Consider the following 14405-nt stretch of genomic DNA (forward strand, 5'->3'; position numbering starts at 1 on the left):
CAGCCCCCGCCACGCCTGTCACAATGGAGCGGATGTTGGATGCACCCGAGCGGGTCGGATTGACCGCTGACGAGGCAGAACACCCCACTCCGAAGGTGGCCTGGTGGAGCAGTCTGCACGCCACATCCACCCGTCGCGCGTTGTTGCTGACCGCACTCGGCGGGCTCCTGATCGCAGGCGTGCTGACCGCGCTGCCGCGTGGCGATGGCCCGATTACCCCAGGCGCGATCACCCTTGGCATGCGCGGAGCGGAGACGTTCAGCAAGTCCAAGGGCGGCGACTGCCTTAACTGGCCGGAACGCAACCCGGATGCCGCCGAGGTGGTCGACTGCAAGGGCGAGCACCGTTTCGAGGTCGCCGAGTCGGTCGACATGCGGACCTTCCCCGGCAGCGAGTACGGCCCGGACGCCGCCCCGCCGTCGCCGTCGCGCATCCAGCAGATCAGCCAGGAGCAGTGCCAGGTGGCGGTGCGCCGCTATCTCGGCGAGCGGTTCGATCCCAACAGCCGCTTCACCGTCAGCATGATGTGGGCGGGCGACAAGGCCTGGCGCCAGTCCGGTGAGCGCCGCATGCTGTGCGGCCTGCAACTGCCCGGCGTCAACAACTCCCAACTCGCGTTCCAGGGCAAGGTCGCTGAAATCGACCAGTCCAAGGTCTGGCCCGCAGGCACGTGTCTTGGCATCGACCCGTCCACCAACCAGCCCACCGACATCCCGGTCGACTGCGCGGGACCGCACGCCATGGAGGTGACCGGCGCGGTCAACGTCGCCGAGAAGTTCCCCGCCGGTTTGCCGCCCGAACCGGAACAGGATGCGTTCATCAAGGACGCGTGCACCCGGATGACCGACGCCTACCTCGCCCCCATCCAGTTGCGAAGCACGACGCTCACGCTGATCTACAGCACCATCTCGCTGCCCAGCTGGTCGGCCGGCAGCCACCAGGTGTCGTGCAGCATCGGCGCCACGCTCGGCAACGGCGGCTGGTCGACCCTGCTCAACAGCGCCAGGGGTCCGCTGCAGATCAACGGGCAGCCGCCGATCCCGCCGCCGGACATCCCCGAGGAGCGGCTGAACTTCCCGCCGATCCCGATGCCCGACACGTCGTCGTCGAGCCAGAGCAGCAGCGGCTACGACCAGAGCGGCTCCAGCCAGTCCAGCCAGTCGACCCAGCAGACGCAGTCCAACCAGCACGGCCAGCAGCCTGCGGGCACCGCGACCCAGACGCCCTCGACGTCTGCCGCGCAGCCACCCCCCGCCGACGGCAACACCTTCCTCAACGGCCCGCCGCCCCCGCCGCCCGCGGAGGCGCCTGCACCGCCGCCGGGAGAACCGGCTCCGCCCGTGGATCCGCTGGCACCGCCCCCCGCGCCGGGACCCGCACCGGGGCCTGCACCGGGCCCGCCGCCAGCCGAGCCTGTGATCCTGCCACCGCCCGGGGCGTAGCCCGGTGACCGTGCGGATGAGCCCGCAACGGTTTGAGGAGCTGGTATCGGACGCACTCGATCTGATCCCGCCCGACCTGGCCGCGGCGATCGACAACGTCGTCGTGCTGGTCGAAGGCCGCAACGAGGAGGAACCCGACTTGTTGGGGCTCTATCACGGAATCGCGCTGACCGACCGCGACTCCTGGTATGCCGGTTCGCTACCCGACACGATCACGATCTATCGCGATGCCCTTCTTGATGTCTGCGACACCGAGGACGAGGTCGTCGACGAGGTCGCCATCACCGTCATCCACGAGGTCGCCCACCATTTCGGCATCGACGACGACCGCCTGCACGAACTCGGCTGGGCGTAACCCAAGGCAGTGTCAGCGCGCCAACCGTCGATTGTCCGCCGATGGTGCTATGAACGGGCCATGGACCGCGACTGCCGGGGGTGTCGAGCCGAACTCGACCACTGCCACGGCACCGTCATCCATCACGGGATGCAGTGGGTGGAATGCACCGAAGACGGCTGCGCCATGCCCGAGGTCGTGCACGCGTTCGTCATCGACTGCGAGGCGATCGGCTGCGCCTGCGCTCAGCCCATGGGATCGGCCGACGACAGGGCGTCCTCGACCGGGTGAACATCGGGCTCGGGATAGAACGGCGGGCTCTTGGCGCCCCAATGCAGACAGCTCCATCGCCCATCGGTGATCGGCGTCAGCACAACGGATTCGGTGTTGGGCAGGTGATGGTCAAGGGCGAAACTTCCATCCACACCCGCCAGCGTGGCGGCCACCAGCCGGATCGCGGCGCCATGGCTGACGACGACGATGTCGCGATGCCACGCGTCGTCGTCGAGGTAGCGCATCCGCAGTTGCGTGATCACCGGCACGTACCGGTCGAGCACCTGCGTGGCTGATTCGCCTTCTGGCATCTGCAAGTGCAGCTCACCCTCGTGCCAGCGCTGGTAGATGGTGTTGAACTCCTCGATCGCCGCGTCGTCGTTGCGGTCCTCCAACTCGCCGACCTGAACCTCGTGGATGCCGTCGAGTTCGTGCAGGCCCACCTTCAGTTCGCCGCCGATCTCGGCGGCGGTCTGCGAGGCCCGCACCGCGACCGAGTGGGCGACGAGCCCGATCTCGTGTGGCCACTGCCTGGCGAAGGTGCGCGCCTGTTCCCGGCCGAGGTCGGTGAGCTCCCGACCGGGCGGGCGGGTATCGAGCCGTCTTTCGACGTTGCTCACTGACTGGCCGTGACGGACCAGCACCAGCCGCCCGCTCATCGGTTGCCGTCCCGTAGCCGGCTCAACCAGCTTGTCGCCTCGTCGAGTTGCGGAGGCGACGCTCCCGCGGCCGATTCGGTCGGCCATGATCCTAGATATCGCACATCGGTACAACGACGGTGCAGCGCCTTGAGTGCCTCGGCGACGGCGTCATCCTCGATGTGCCCGACGCAGTCGAGGAAGAAGATGTAGGTGCCCAACTCTCTTCGGGTGGGCCGCGATTCGATCCGGGTCAGGTCGATGTCGCGGATCGCGAACTCGGTCATCGCCGACACCAGGGCGCCGGGCACGTTCTCGAGTCTCAACACCACCGACGTCCGGTCGGCGCCGGTTCTCGGCGGCGGCGGCCCAGGGGGACCCACCAGCACGAAGCGGGTCCTGGCATTGGGTTCGTCGACGACGTCGGATGCCAGCGCGGTCAATCCGTACCGCTGCGCCGCCAGCGCGGTGCTCACGCCCGCGTCGGCGCGACCCTCGGCGACGTCGTTGGCCGCCGCGGCGTTGGAATGGGCCGGCACCAGCCGGGCCTTCGGCACGTTGGCGGCCAGCCAGTTGCGCACCTGCGCGCTGGCGACGGGGAACGCCGCGACCGAACCCACGTCTGCCGCGGTCGTGCCCGAGCGCACCACGATCGTGAACGCCACGTCCAGCGTCAGCTCGGCAAAGACCTGCAGCTCCGAACCGGTCGCAAGGCTGTCCAGCGTTGGCAGCACAGATCCCTCGATCGAGTTCTCGATCGGCACACATGCGTAGTGGGCATCGCCGGACCGGACGGCGGCCAGCGCCGCGCTGGTGCTGTCCTCGGCTACCGGCGTGAACTCATCGGACGGGCCGCCACCAGGGACCATGCCGCTTTCGGTGATGCGCAGCAGCGCCGCCTCCGTGAAAGTCCCCTCGGGTCCCAGGTAGGCGATGCGCGGCACGATCCAACCCTATCGGTTCGCCGTGGGCTGCCTCCCGACGTTGTTGGATGCGTCTTGTCCACCAAGTTAGGCTTCGCTAAGTTAGGGTGACCTAATCTACGAAAGGCGATGCGATGGCCGCACCGGAGACGACGACGGCACCGACGACAGCCGAGCGGATCCGCAGCACCTGTGTACGGGCGGGCGGGGCGATGCTCGCAATCGAGGGCGTCGAACCGACCGCCAGCGCGGTGCACCACCTTCTCGACGACGGCTCGTTCGCCGTCACCGTCCCCGTCGGCGGCCCGGTGTCAGCCGTGGTCATCGCCGCGGGCGTGCCCGCCGTGCTGGAGATGACCGACTACTCCCCGCTCCCGCTGCGGGAGCCGGTGCGATCGCTGGTGTGGATCCGGGGCCGGGTGCACGCCGTGCCCGAAGCGGAGATCCCCGAACTTCTCGATCTGATCGCCGCCGATGACCCCAATCCCGCACTGCTGCAGGTCAATAGCGCCGACGGATCCGACGGCGACGCCCAACTCACTCTGGTGCGCCTCGAGGTCGAGTCCGTCGTCGTCGCCGACTCGACAGGAGCGGAGGCAGTCGGTGTCAGCGCGCTGCTACAGGCGCGCCCCGACCCGTTCTGCGGGATGGAGTCCTGCTGGCTGCAGCACCTCGAGATCGCCCATCGCGACGTCATCGAGCGGCTGGCCGATCGACTGCCGAAGACGCTGCGGCGGGGACGCGTCCGTCCTCTCGGGCTCGACCGGTACGGCGTGCGGCTGCGGGTGGAGGACGACGAAGGCGATCACGACGTCCGGTTGGCGTTCGCCAAACCCGTCGACGACGTCACCGGGCTAAGCCAAGCGATCCGAATCCTGATGGGCTGCCCGTTCCTGAACGGGCTTCGAGCGAGGCGCCCGCTAGCCTAGCTCCGGTGACCGCGCCCGAGGAGCTGCCCGACGCCGACCGACGCGCACTGCGAATCGAGATCGCCGTCGTGCTCGCGGTGACCTTCGGGCTCAGCGCCTACACGTCGATACTCGATCTCGTCGAGGCCATCCTTCTCAACCTCTCCAAGCAGACCGTTGCGCTCAACCCACGGCTCTCCCCGTTCGACCTGATCAACCTCGGGCTGAACCTGGCCCGGGTCGCGCAGCTGGTGGCGTGGGGCGCACTCGGCGTATACCTGCTGTGGCGCAGCGGAATCGGACTGTCGAAGATCGGGCTCGGCCGGATCCGCCTTCGTCCCGATGTGCTCGGCGGGCTCGGCCTCGCCGCACTGATCGGCCTGCCCGGTCTCGGGCTGTATGTCGCGGCGCGCGCACTGGGCATGAGCGTGTCGGTGGTGCCGTCGGCGCACGACAACTCGTGGTGGCACATCCCGGTGCTGATCCTGATCGCCTTCGCCAACGGCTGGGCGGAAGAGGTCATCGTCGTCGGGTTTCTCCTCACCCGGTTGCAGCAGCTGCGGGTGAACCCGGTCGTCGCGCTGGTCGCCGCCAGCCTGCTGCGCGGCGCGTATCACCTCTACCAGGGCTGGGGTGCGGGCCTCGGCAACGCCGCGATGGGCCTCGTGTTCGGCTACGCGTGGCAGCGCACCGGGCGATTGTGGCCGCTGGTCATCGCGCACGGCGTGATCGACACGGTCGCGTTCGTCGGATACATCCTGTTGGCGAGCCATCTCGGCTGGCTCAAGTAACCAGCCAGCTACATTTCTTTTGTGAATGGCGAACGGCGGCCTCCGCCCCCTCGGCGGCGCGAGCCCTCGCAGGTGATCAGGCGCGACCCGAACCGACCACCGCCGCCATGGCCGCCCAATCCACCGACCCCGCCGAGGCGGCCGCCACCACCACCGCCCGCGTCGTACCGGCCGCCGAATCCTGTTGTGCGCCAACCACCGCCGCCACCACAGGGCAAACCCAAGCGGCGCCTGCGTCGCGTCGTCCTTACTCTGTTCGCGGTGATGGTGCTTGCCCTCGCCGGCGTGGTCGGCACGGCGTTCTGGATCGACACCAAGCTGCACCGCATCCCTGCGCTGGCCGATTACGCCGACCGGCCCGCCGAGGGCAAGGGCACCACCTGGCTGCTCGTCGGCTCCGACAGCAGGCAGGGACTCACCCCGGAGCAGCAGGCCGAACTCGGCACCGGCGGCGACATCGGCAACGGCCACACCGACACGATCATGCTGGTGCACCTGCCTGCCCCCTGGTCGGACACCCCGACCACGATGGTCTCGATCCCCAGGGACTCGTATGTGGAGATCCCCGACTACGGCACCGACAAGATCAACGCATCGTTCGCGTTCGGCGGCGCCCCGCTGCTGGCCCAGACCGTCGAGCAGGCAACGGGAGTACGCCTCGATCACTACGCAGAGGTCGAGTTCGACGGATTCGCAAGGCTCGTCGACGCCGTCGGCGGGGTGACGATGTGTCCGACCGAGCCGATCTCCGACCCGCTTGCGGGTATCGACCTTCCTGCGGGCTGTCAGAAGCTGGACGGCCGCAACGCACTGGGCTATGTGCGTACCCGCGCCACACCGCGGGCCGACCTCGACCGGATGGTCAACCAGCGTCAGTTCATGTCGACCCTGATGCACCGTGCCGCCAGCCCGACCGTCTGGCTGAACCCGCTTCGCTGGTATCCGATGGCCAACGCGGCGGCCGACTCGCTGACGGTCGACTCGGCCGCCCACGTATGGGACCTGGCCCGGTTGGCGTGGGCGCTGCGCGGTGACATCACCACCACCACGGTGCCGATCGGCGAATTCACCGGAAGCGATTCGGGTTCGGTCGTGGTCTGGAACTCCGACATCGCCGACCAGTTGTTCGCGGCGCTGCGATCGGACACGCCCGTCCCCCAGGGTGTGCTCGACGCGGACGCCATCCGCTAGTCGCGGCCCGCTCCGGTCAGTCCGTTCTGCAGCCAATCCTTGGTCCGCCCTGGATGATTGGTGGCCACCCAGGCCACCTCGAGCTCGCGGCAGTACCGGACGTCTTCGTAGTGGTCAACGGTCCAGCAATACAGCGCACGGCCCTGGGCGGCCGCGCGGTCGACGAGTTCGGGATGCTCGCGCAGCGTCGCGATCGACGGTCCGACGGCGGTGGCGCCGACGGTGGTGGCGGCGCTGCCGCCGAGGAACCGGGACGTCTCGCCGAGCAGGACAGTGGGCAGCATCGGCGCCGCGCGCCGGATCCGCCATACCGCGGCCGCCGAGAACGACATCACCACGGCTCGCGACAGCGCCGCCGACGCGGGTGATGCGATGCCGTAGCGGTGCAGCAGCGCCAACACCTTGCTTTCCACCAGCGCCCCGTAGCGCACCGGATGCTTGGTCTCGATGAAGATCTTCACCGGCCGGTGCCAGTCCAGCACCAGCGACACCAGGTCGTCGAGGGTCAGCAGACCGGTCTCGCCCTGCGTGCCGTCGGCGCGCCGGCTGGAGTGCCAGGAGCCGTAATCCAAGGCTCTCAGTTCTGCCAGTGACATCTCGCTGACCAGCCCGGTGCCGTTGGACGTGCGGTCCACCCGACGGTCGTGCACACACACCAGGTGGCCGTCCCTTGTGAGCCGGACGTCGCACTCCACACCGTCGGCGCCCTCCTGCAGTGCGAGCTCGTAGGCGGCCAGCGTGTGCTCAGGGCGATCCGCCGACGCGCCCCGGTGGGCCACCACGAACGGATGACCGAGGCCGAACCCTTCGCCGGCTCCGGCGTCGCCCGAGTTCATAGGGCTATGCTGCCGGGTTCTGACCTTCGGCCTCAACCCGAATGCCGGAATCAGCGCAAGATTCATCGGCGACGATCACCCAACGCTTGGCGGGTTTCTCGACCGGCCTGCGCTCGAAGCCCATCAGCACCTTGCCCACAAGGACCATCGTCGCGGTCGCGATCAGATAGCCGACGATCGTCGTCACCGTGTTATCGGCGATGCCCTGGGCATCGCTGGTGAAGCTGGTCGCAATGGCGAACAACGACACCACGGTGGATAGCACCCACACCGTCCACCACACCGCGATCGGCCTGCGAAGGCGGGCGAGAATCCCCTCGACGCTGGCCAGTTCCAAAACGAAGACCGGTGCCCACGCCAAGTTCACGATCGGCACCAAGCATCCGGCACGCAGTGCCCACAGCGGTCGGTGTTCTTGGCGCCCAACGTGTTTGAACGCCACCGAGCGCCGGGCGATGAGCCAGTTCGTCAGCAGGACGAAGGTGGCGAACAGCAGGAACAGGGCGGCGACGCTGACCAGGATTCCGAACCAGGTCGCCGACCACGCCACCACCGGATTCAGCAGCACGCTGCGGTTGATGATGAGCAGCGCGTATCGGGCGATGTGAACGAGCGCGGCAAGGCCGAGCGCTGCGATCGTCGCGATCAGGGTGGCGCGCAGCGCGGTGATCGACGGACCGCTGCGCGGCTGTACCTGCTGGTCCAACTCGGGGGCGTCGAATCGCTCGACCAGCCCCCAGCGCGGTATCGCCACGTAGCGCGGGGTCGGGCCGAGATTCCGTTGGCGACGACGGGCGGGCGGGGCCGCACCGGGCCGAACCGCGATCCAGCGGTAACCCGCGGGCAGCCGCGGTAGGCCGTTCTGTGCGCCTTGCCCGGTCGGACGCACAGCGGGTGCGGTCGGACGTGCGCTCCATTGCGACGGCGCGGGAGGTGCGGGCGGTGCCGGCGCGGCCGACGGCGCAAGCAGGGTGCCGTTGCACCGCGGGCACCAGACACGCTGGCGGTCGCGCACGTTCCACCGCGTGCCGCAGCGGGAACACACCTGGATCATCCGACCAGCCTAGCGACGGTTGATCAGACGGTGCCGACACCGCCGGAGTCGGTCACAACGGGCCTGCCCGAGTCGGCCCATGCCTGCATGCCGCCGCTGACGTTGATCGGCTCATAGCCGTTCTGCGCCAGATACTGGGCCACCCGCATGGACCGACCGCCGAGATGGCAGACGACGAACAACGTCGCGCCGGGATCGATCTCCGCGATCCGCGCGGGCACATCGCCCATCGGGATGTGCTGCGCCCCGGCGGCGTGGCCACGCTGCCACTCGTCGTCCTCCCGAACGTCGAGAAGCACGACCGACTCGTCGAACATCGTCGGAACGTCGGACACGGCTACTTGCTGGACGCCCATGCCCTCATGCTACGAGGCGGCTTTTATCGACACACGTCAAGCAGCAATGTGAAGCTATCCACAGTTTCCACAGGTTCATCCACAGGCCGCCATCGGCACAAACCCCGCCTGAGCACTGCAACCTGTGCGATTCCTTGGAGGTCCTGTGGATAACCTGCCGCCGTTATCGAACAGTGATCAACAGGCCAACCGGTCCCGAGCGAAATCCATTGGCGCTCTAACCTTTGCTGAGGTTGGGCCGATTTTTGCAACGCCGGTCTAGGGGCTATGATCGGCGTCACAGCAGCAGCTGTGACAGATCTCACTGGGGTGGATAATTGAACGTGCAGGTCAGGGGCGATAGATGACGTCACATCCATACGGAACCGGATCCCCGGCTGCGCCGGAGTGGCAGTCGTCGGCACGCGTCTACACGCGCGGTCAGCTGATGGCCTGTGTGCGCGCCGGCCTGATCGCGCTCGTCCTGCTTGGCATCCTCGCCCTCATCGTTTTGTTCTGACCGGAACGAAAAAGCCGCCGGAGACCGGCGGCTTTTTGATTCCGGATCTGCTTACTTGGGCGGGTAAACGCCCATGTCCTTGGCCTTGTCGGTCTGCCAGAAGATGTCAGAGATCTCGTCGATCGTCTTGAGAAGCTTCTCGGCTACCGCGACATCGGTCGATTTCTTCACGTCGCCCGCGCCGTGCACGCCGTCCCAGAACAGCTGGTGCAGGTTGGGGAACTGCTCGAAGTGGTCCTTGGTGAAGAAGTCGGCCCACAGCACCATCAGGTGATGCTTGACCTCCTCGGCGCGCTGCTCCTTGATGATGATGGCGCGGGTGCGGAAATGGTCGTCGTCGGAGTCGTGGAACTTCTTGAGCGTCTTCAGGCACGACAGCGCCTCGATCTTGGCCTGAGCCGGATCGTAGACACCGCAGTACAGGTCGCAGTGGGCATGGGCTTCGGTGGCGTTGGAGAAAAGTCGATCAAGCATGGTTTTAACCTACCCTCAGCGGATGCGCGATAACCATCCGCATCGTTTGTGGCCATTGAAAATCTTCCGGGTCGCCGAGGACTCCATGCGGCCAACACTCGGCCCGGGTGACGGGCTCGTCGCGTTGCGCGGCGGACGCGTACGGCGCGGCCAGCTGCGGGTGTTCCCCGATCCGCGAAAGTCGACCCGCTGGCTCGTCAAACGCGTCGGCGACGTGTACGGCTCGGGACGCGACACGATTTTCGAAGCCCGTTCGGACAACCCAAGGGCGGCTGGCGCGGCCGACTCCCACGAGTTCGGGTGGATCTCTGCGGCCGGTTCCTACCGTGTCGTGTTTACGGCCAAGGCGAAAGTCGGCCGTTAGCACCCGTGTCGCCTTGCGCGCCAGGCGTTGCTGGCCCATGCTGAGCGGATCGACCCAGTGGCGTGTCGGGCAAGATTTGATGCCGGGCTCGACCGGTGCGTCCGAACACGAAGTTGCGGAGGCGGCATGGAGACGGGGTCCGGCCGGGCGATCGAAATCGCCCCCTTCCATTCACGGGGAACGCTGAGGGGATTTGTGGTGTCCGGGCGCTGGCCGGACTCCACCAAGGAGTGGGCGCAGGTCTTGCGAGTCGCCGTTCGAGTCGCTTCCTTCCCTGGATTACTCTCCACCACAACGATTTTCGGCGCCCGTGAGGAGCTGCCGGATTCTCCCGAACCCGGTACCGTCGGATTGGTCGTCGCCGAGGGCACCGTCGTCGGTGAGAATGCCGTGCCGCCAGGACATTTCGCCGACCATCAGCCTCCTGCGCTTCTCATGCTGCATCCCCCGTCGGAGACCACCCCGTCACTGCCTGAGTGCTCCGGTGCCGCATCGGGCTGTGTGTTGCTGCCCGGTCTTCCCCACCTTGGCCTCGAACACCGCGCCGCGTGGGTGGAGGCCGAGGCCGACGGAACGGTCACCTCGATGGTCAGCCGCGTCGGCATCGATCCGATCAGCGACCCCGATACGGCCATCCTTGCCATGCTCCTCGCCGCCTGAGCGAGGGCGGATTCGGCGGCCGCGCCGCGGGAATCGTGGCCCCAGAAGACCTGACCGTCGGCTGGCAATTCCGCGTCTTGGGGCCGACCCGCGCTTCGTCGGGAGGGGATCCGCGAGAGCGCATTTTCAGCAAACGCCGAGATCCGCTCCAGCGGTCGTCTAACCAGTTGCCCGCAGACACGCCGGCTTGCCAATAGGCAATGCCGGGAGGGCCCTGAGCTAAGGACCAGCAACGTATCCGTCAAAATTTGCCTGACCACATCATGAGACATCCGTGGGATATGGTCTAAATGTGCTGCTTACTGCGGTATCAGGCACCCTGCAGAAAAAGCCAGGTTAACTTTTACGCGGTTTGCACTTGGTTGTTGGCACAACTCTCGCTACGATGATCAGCAAATACGCCGCCTAAATAAACCGCTCTGCCACCATGTGGAGGTCAAATCGATGAGCAAGACGTTCTCCGCCCGCCTTAACCGCCTGTTCGACACGGTCTACCCGCCGGGGCGTGGCCCGCACACCTCGGCCGAGGTGATCGCCGCCCTCAAGGCTGAGGGCATCACCATGTCGGCTCCGTACCTGTCTCAGCTGCGTTCAGGCAACCGTACGAATCCCTCGGCAGCGACCATGGCGGCCCTTGCCAACTTCTTCCGTATCAAGCCGGCTTACTTCACCGACGACGAGTACTACGAGAAGCTGGACAAGGAATTGACCTGGCTCGCCAATATGCGTGACGAGGGCGTCCGCCGTATTGCGGCGAGGACGGTCGGCCTGTCTGTAGAGGCACAGCAGGACATCGTCCAAAAAGTCGACGAGTTGCGTCGCCAGGAACATCTCGACGATTAGCCCGCGGGCAGCCGCATCGCGGCACCCGGCGAAGTAATCGCCATCCTCCATCAGGAGGCGGCTGCGACACCCGCCCTGTCGAGCTGCCGGTACTGCTTGGCGATGGCGAGAATCCACTCCCGGTCGGAGTATGTCGCCGGTTGGCGCAGCCACCCCAGACCGGGAAACAGGGCTCGTTTGGTTTCCACGTCTGTTTCGCCACGCCCTGAATAGATCCACTCCGCAACGGCACGCGCCTGTTCCTCGGGCGGCACGTTGGGTGTGTCGAAGTTCGACAGCTCGCCTATCCCGTGCTCCAGATCCTGATCCGCCGATGCGCCTGCGGCGTCAACCGGATGGCGTAACGCGGCGTCTGCCGTCGTCGCCTCGATGAACAACGCGTCGGAGATCAGCGACATCCGCTCGGCCACCCTGAACACCAGAGGGCCGCGCGGACGCACTCCGATGCCGACGTCGGGATGCCGGTGGCCGAGTTCGTCGAGCAGCGGCGCGATGATCCGCAGCTCTCGTCGCGCACCGAACCAGTCCTCGACGCTCGGGAGCAGCGAGCCGGCGGCCACCACCAGCATCGCGCAGCCCAGCAGCGTCGCCGCCGCACCGACGCCGACGAACTGGGTGGTGCCGACCGCACGCAGGAAGAAGAAGGCGCTGGCGAGCACGATCAGCACGATGCCGATGGTGAATACGAAAAGGGCTCTGCCGCGCCTGGTGCGATTCGAGTGCCGCATACCTGCCCATGACACCAGCGTCAGCGCCAGCAGCACGTACAGCAGTGGTAGCAGCCACGACAACGCCATGCCGTTTGAGCCGAGGTTGCGCCTCAGGTACTCCCCTGGCGACATCTCCTCCTGCCTGCCTGCCGCGAAGAACGCCACCATAGTCGCGACGGCGATCACCACCGCGACGCCGTACTGCCACATCGCGATTCGTCGAAGGATGGCTGGCTTACGCGGCGACGAGACCGTCGTGATCATCACGCAGCTGCCCGCTGCACAGGCGACCAACGCCACCTGACTCAGACCCATCGAGATGTTGGGCCAATGCAGCAGGGTGTCCAGCAGAAGGGTAAGCGGTTGCCAATTCAGCGCGGCGACCAAGCCCAGACTGCCGAGCGCCAGGATCATGGCGGTACTGACCAGGGACTGCTTGTTGACCAAGGCCCAGCCGATTCGCAGGCCGGTCGCAAGTCCGAGAAGACCGGCGATCACCCAGATGATCAACCAAACGCCTCTCCGAGCCGAACCTGAACGATCGAGGAGCGGTCGGAGGGCAGCCGGCCAAGCCGGTAGATGAGCAGCGCCGCGAAATCCTCGGCTTCCTGCTCGGCGTCTTCACCGCTGGGACCCATGCAACCGGTGCGCTGGTTGAGCATGTATCCGATCAGGTCAGAACTGACGAATTCCGTCTCCGCCCGCGCGGCTTGGACGACGGGAATACCCTCATGGCCGAGGACCAGGTGACCGAGCTCGTGGGCCAGCGTCCGGTCCCACGCGGGTAGACCCTTCTGGATCAAGAAGACGTCTCGGTCGGCGTATTGGCGCCACTGTCCGCACACCCCAGGGGGCAGGTCGGACATCTTGAGCTCAATGGGTCGTTGACGATCCTCGCTGACGGCGTCGACCAGGCGGGGCAACGAGATTTCACCGCGTCGCGGGGCAAGATCCAGCACGTCACTGACCGCGCGCGTAACGCGACGACTCGCTGGCATATGACCCCCTTCGAACAGATCCACTATGCGCTGCCCGCTCCGGTTGAGGGGGCAGTTTGTAGTACTACCTGATGTAACGCGCTGAGCCACTGACATGCACGGCGTGGCCCGCTTTTGCCTGCCGATACCCCAGTAGTCCCCCGGCACCGGTGAGCACCATTATGCCGACGAGCCCCGGCACAGCCAACGCCGCAACCTGCGGCAGGCCAGCTGACCGCAGATACTCGGTGTAGCCGATCCGATAAGACGAATTCGGTGCGGCGACGTTGCTGCCCACGTTCGCAGGTGGTGGGACGCGCCCCGCAGGGGGTTGCGCGGTGACTGCACGCGGAACGGCGGGAGGAGCGCCCGCCGACGCGCCGCCGCCCAGCCCCGCGCCTGCCGCGACTCCAGGAAGAGCGATGGGCGGCACGACGATCACCGGCAATGCGATGGGCGCCGCGACACCGGCAGGTACTGCGGCCGCCGCGATTCCCGCGCCTGCGTCAAGGACATCGGATCCGCCTGCCGCACCGGGCTGGCCTGGCAGCTGTTCGTTGGGCAGCTGCATGCCAGGGGGCGACGGCGGCCGGTAACGCGGCGGTGGCGGGGGAATCGCGCCGCCACCTCCAGATCCAGGGCTTTGCGGCGGATTCGGTGGGGGGCTTCCGGGTGGCGGGGTTGGTTCGGTTGGTTCGGTGGTCTCGGTTGGTTCGGGACACGGGGTTTTCGTCGGCGGCGTCTCCGTCTTCGTCGGCGGTGTCTCCGTCTTCGTCGGCGGCGTCTCGGTCTTCGGCGGTTGCGTCCCGCCCGGATGCCGGCCCTGCCTGCCGTTGCCCCAGCGGGTCTGCGGCCCTTGCTGTCCCGGTCCGGACGCCTTCTCATCGGTGCCGTCGCCAAGGCCGAACGCGCCGCGGACGATATCGCCGATCGAGCCGTCACCCTTGCCGTCGTCCGAGCGGTCCGCACCGCCGGAGCCATGTCCGGGATCGGCAAGCGCTATCGCGCCTCCGGCACCAGCCATGAACAGGCCAGACGCGACGACGCATGCCGACGCGGCGGCGCGCACACGAAAAGCCACACGGTCACCACCTGTCATTACGTCGTCAGAACACGTTTTACGGTTGCGACG

The 14405-nt window shown here is 67.0% G+C and carries 20 protein-coding genes; 10 read left to right on the top strand and 10 right to left on the bottom strand.

Going from position 1 to position 14405, the window contains the following annotated elements; translation table 11 throughout:
* Window positions 1-23: 23 nt before the first annotated feature.
* The 3 genes from D6M19_RS08860 to D6M19_RS08870 are packed head-to-tail and all read left to right on the top strand — an operon-like array spanning window position 24 to window position 2067.
* Entirely contained in the window at window positions 24-1442 is a 1419-nt protein-coding gene (locus D6M19_RS08860) for a septum formation family protein (protein ID WP_123024841.1), read from the top strand.
* A gap of 16 nt (window positions 1443-1458) precedes the next feature.
* Window positions 1459-1797 (top strand): metallopeptidase family protein, encoded by a 339-nt coding sequence (locus D6M19_RS08865; RefSeq protein ID WP_206428493.1) that lies wholly within the window; start codon window positions 1459-1461, stop codon window positions 1795-1797.
* A 60-nt stretch (window positions 1798-1857) separates the two neighbouring features.
* Complete coding sequence (locus D6M19_RS08870; protein ID WP_123024842.1) at window positions 1858-2067, top strand: hypothetical protein; 210 nt, start codon at window positions 1858-1860, stop codon at window positions 2065-2067.
* Here D6M19_RS08870 and D6M19_RS08875 read toward each other — a convergent pair.
* Both D6M19_RS08875 and pheA read right to left on the bottom strand, forming a co-directional pair.
* A complete protein-coding gene (locus D6M19_RS08875; RefSeq protein WP_123024843.1) occupies window positions 2022-2708 on the bottom strand; it encodes a histidine phosphatase family protein in 687 nt (228 codons plus the stop codon). The two genes, D6M19_RS08870 and D6M19_RS08875, sit on opposite strands and share 46 nt — an antisense overlap.
* A complete protein-coding gene (gene pheA, locus D6M19_RS08880) occupies window positions 2705-3631 on the bottom strand; it encodes a prephenate dehydratase (protein ID WP_123024844.1) in 927 nt (308 codons plus the stop codon). The genes D6M19_RS08875 and pheA overlap by 4 nt, the downstream gene beginning before the upstream one ends.
* A 113-nt stretch (window positions 3632-3744) precedes the next feature.
* On the opposite strand from pheA, the gene D6M19_RS08885 reads away from it, so the two are divergent.
* Together D6M19_RS08885 and D6M19_RS08890 are read left to right on the top strand one after the other, a co-directional pair.
* On the top strand, window positions 3745-4539 hold the full coding sequence (locus D6M19_RS08885; protein WP_123024845.1) for a DUF2470 domain-containing protein: 795 nt from the start codon (window positions 3745-3747) through the stop codon (window positions 4537-4539).
* A 5-nt stretch (window positions 4540-4544) separates the two neighbouring features.
* Window positions 4545-5309: a CPBP family intramembrane glutamic endopeptidase gene (locus tag D6M19_RS08890; RefSeq protein WP_123024846.1), complete on the top strand. Its 765-nt coding sequence runs from the start codon at window positions 4545-4547 to the stop codon at window positions 5307-5309.
* Window positions 5310-5385: 76 nt separating this feature from the next.
* On the opposite strand, the gene D6M19_RS35235 is transcribed toward D6M19_RS08890, so the two are convergent.
* Window positions 5386-5508, bottom strand: a complete 123-nt coding sequence (locus D6M19_RS35235) for a hypothetical protein (protein WP_407665315.1) — start codon at window positions 5506-5508, stop codon at window positions 5386-5388.
* 65 nt (window positions 5509-5573) lie between these two features.
* Here D6M19_RS35235 and D6M19_RS08895 point away from each other — a divergent pair, with 65 nt between their 5' ends.
* Window positions 5574-6500 carry an LCP family protein gene (locus tag D6M19_RS08895; RefSeq protein WP_164478417.1) on the top strand — a complete coding sequence of 309 codons (927 nt, stop codon included), beginning with the start codon at window positions 5574-5576 and terminating at the stop codon, window positions 6498-6500.
* Here D6M19_RS08895 and D6M19_RS08900 read toward each other — a convergent pair.
* From D6M19_RS08900 to D6M19_RS08910, 3 genes are read right to left on the bottom strand one after another with little or no spacing between them, the layout of a single operon-like run.
* The gene (locus D6M19_RS08900) at window positions 6497-7336 is read right to left on the bottom strand and encodes a glycerophosphodiester phosphodiesterase (protein ID WP_123024848.1); all 840 of its coding nucleotides are present in this window, start codon (window positions 7334-7336) and stop codon (window positions 6497-6499) included. The genes D6M19_RS08895 and D6M19_RS08900 overlap by 4 nt on opposite strands.
* 4 nt (window positions 7337-7340) lie before the next feature.
* Window positions 7341-8390, bottom strand: a complete 1050-nt coding sequence (locus tag D6M19_RS08905) for a DUF4328 domain-containing protein (protein ID WP_123024849.1) — start codon at window positions 8388-8390, stop codon at window positions 7341-7343.
* 23 nt (window positions 8391-8413) lie between these two features.
* Complete coding sequence (locus D6M19_RS08910; RefSeq protein WP_123024850.1) at window positions 8414-8746, bottom strand: rhodanese-like domain-containing protein; 333 nt, start codon at window positions 8744-8746, stop codon at window positions 8414-8416.
* Window positions 8747-9089: 343 nt separating this feature from the next.
* Between D6M19_RS08910 and D6M19_RS34180 the strand changes: the two genes are divergently transcribed.
* Window positions 9090-9245 carry a hypothetical protein gene (locus D6M19_RS34180; protein WP_164478399.1) on the top strand — a complete coding sequence of 52 codons (156 nt, stop codon included), beginning with the start codon at window positions 9090-9092 and terminating at the stop codon, window positions 9243-9245.
* 51 nt (window positions 9246-9296) lie between these two features.
* Here the strand turns inward: D6M19_RS34180 and sodN are convergent, their stop codons facing one another.
* On the bottom strand, window positions 9297-9719 hold the full coding sequence (gene sodN / locus D6M19_RS08915) for a superoxide dismutase, Ni (protein ID WP_123024851.1): 423 nt from the start codon (window positions 9717-9719) through the stop codon (window positions 9297-9299).
* Between the two features lie 22 nt (window positions 9720-9741).
* Between sodN and D6M19_RS08920 the strand changes: the two genes are divergently transcribed.
* From D6M19_RS08920 to D6M19_RS08930, 3 genes are all read left to right on the top strand, one after another.
* On the top strand, window positions 9742-10083 hold the full coding sequence (locus tag D6M19_RS08920) for a S24/S26 family peptidase (RefSeq protein ID WP_206428484.1): 342 nt from the start codon (window positions 9742-9744) through the stop codon (window positions 10081-10083).
* A gap of 126 nt (window positions 10084-10209) precedes the next feature.
* On the top strand, window positions 10210-10743 hold the full coding sequence (locus tag D6M19_RS08925) for a peptidase (RefSeq protein WP_123024852.1): 534 nt from the start codon (window positions 10210-10212) through the stop codon (window positions 10741-10743).
* Window positions 10744-11187: 444 nt separating this feature from the next.
* Window positions 11188-11586: a helix-turn-helix domain-containing protein gene (locus tag D6M19_RS08930; protein WP_123025029.1), complete on the top strand. Its 399-nt coding sequence runs from the start codon at window positions 11188-11190 to the stop codon at window positions 11584-11586.
* Window positions 11587-11636: 50 nt separating this feature from the next.
* Here the strand turns inward: D6M19_RS08930 and D6M19_RS08935 are convergent, their stop codons facing one another.
* From D6M19_RS08935 to D6M19_RS08945, 3 genes are all read right to left on the bottom strand, one after another.
* Window positions 11637-12806: a hypothetical protein gene (locus tag D6M19_RS08935; protein WP_123024853.1), complete on the bottom strand. Its 1170-nt coding sequence runs from the start codon at window positions 12804-12806 to the stop codon at window positions 11637-11639.
* Window positions 12803-13294 carry an ImmA/IrrE family metallo-endopeptidase gene (locus D6M19_RS08940; RefSeq protein WP_123024854.1) on the bottom strand — a complete coding sequence of 164 codons (492 nt, stop codon included), beginning with the start codon at window positions 13292-13294 and terminating at the stop codon, window positions 12803-12805. Before D6M19_RS08940 ends, D6M19_RS08935 begins: the two co-directional genes overlap by 4 nt.
* A gap of 64 nt (window positions 13295-13358) precedes the next feature.
* Window positions 13359-14354, bottom strand: a complete 996-nt coding sequence (locus D6M19_RS08945) for a hypothetical protein (RefSeq protein WP_164478400.1) — start codon at window positions 14352-14354, stop codon at window positions 13359-13361.
* Window positions 14355-14405: the final 51 nt, after the last annotated feature.

The organism is Mycolicibacterium stellerae, from assembly GCF_003719305.1.
Taxonomy (GTDB): Bacteria; Actinomycetota; Actinomycetes; order Mycobacteriales; family Mycobacteriaceae; genus Mycobacterium; species Mycobacterium stellerae.

What these genes read in the sequence shown, in the direction of transcription:
- D6M19_RS08875 (WP_123024843.1), bottom strand. Translation starts at nt 2,708, where the DNA reads ATGAGCGGGCGGCTGGTGCTGGTCCGTCACGGCCAGTCAGTGAGCAAC.
- D6M19_RS08925 (WP_123024852.1), top strand. Translation starts at nt 10,210, where the DNA reads ATGGAGACGGGGTCCGGCCGGGCGATCGAAATCGCCCCCTTCCATTCA.
- D6M19_RS08910 (WP_123024850.1), bottom strand. Translation starts at nt 8,746, where the DNA reads ATGGGCGTCCAGCAAGTAGCCGTGTCCGACGTTCCGACGATGTTCGAC.
- D6M19_RS34180 (WP_164478399.1), top strand. Translation starts at nt 9,090, where the DNA reads ATGACGTCACATCCATACGGAACCGGATCCCCGGCTGCGCCGGAGTGG.
- sodN (WP_123024851.1), bottom strand. Translation starts at nt 9,719, where the DNA reads ATGCTTGATCGACTTTTCTCCAACGCCACCGAAGCCCATGCCCACTGC.
- D6M19_RS08860 (WP_123024841.1), top strand. Translation starts at nt 24, where the DNA reads ATGGAGCGGATGTTGGATGCACCCGAGCGGGTCGGATTGACCGCTGAC.
- D6M19_RS08940 (WP_123024854.1), bottom strand. Translation starts at nt 13,294, where the DNA reads ATGCCAGCGAGTCGTCGCGTTACGCGCGCGGTCAGTGACGTGCTGGAT.
- D6M19_RS08930 (WP_123025029.1), top strand. Translation starts at nt 11,188, where the DNA reads ATGAGCAAGACGTTCTCCGCCCGCCTTAACCGCCTGTTCGACACGGTC.
- D6M19_RS08885 (WP_123024845.1), top strand. Translation starts at nt 3,745, where the DNA reads ATGGCCGCACCGGAGACGACGACGGCACCGACGACAGCCGAGCGGATC.
- D6M19_RS08895 (WP_164478417.1), top strand. Translation starts at nt 5,574, where the DNA reads ATGGTGCTTGCCCTCGCCGGCGTGGTCGGCACGGCGTTCTGGATCGAC.
- D6M19_RS08920 (WP_206428484.1), top strand. Translation starts at nt 9,742, where the DNA reads ATGCGCGATAACCATCCGCATCGTTTGTGGCCATTGAAAATCTTCCGG.
- D6M19_RS08905 (WP_123024849.1), bottom strand. Translation starts at nt 8,390, where the DNA reads ATGATCCAGGTGTGTTCCCGCTGCGGCACGCGGTGGAACGTGCGCGAC.
- D6M19_RS08900 (WP_123024848.1), bottom strand. Translation starts at nt 7,336, where the DNA reads ATGAACTCGGGCGACGCCGGAGCCGGCGAAGGGTTCGGCCTCGGTCAT.
- D6M19_RS08870 (WP_123024842.1), top strand. Translation starts at nt 1,858, where the DNA reads ATGGACCGCGACTGCCGGGGGTGTCGAGCCGAACTCGACCACTGCCAC.
- D6M19_RS08865 (WP_206428493.1), top strand. Translation starts at nt 1,459, where the DNA reads ATGAGCCCGCAACGGTTTGAGGAGCTGGTATCGGACGCACTCGATCTG.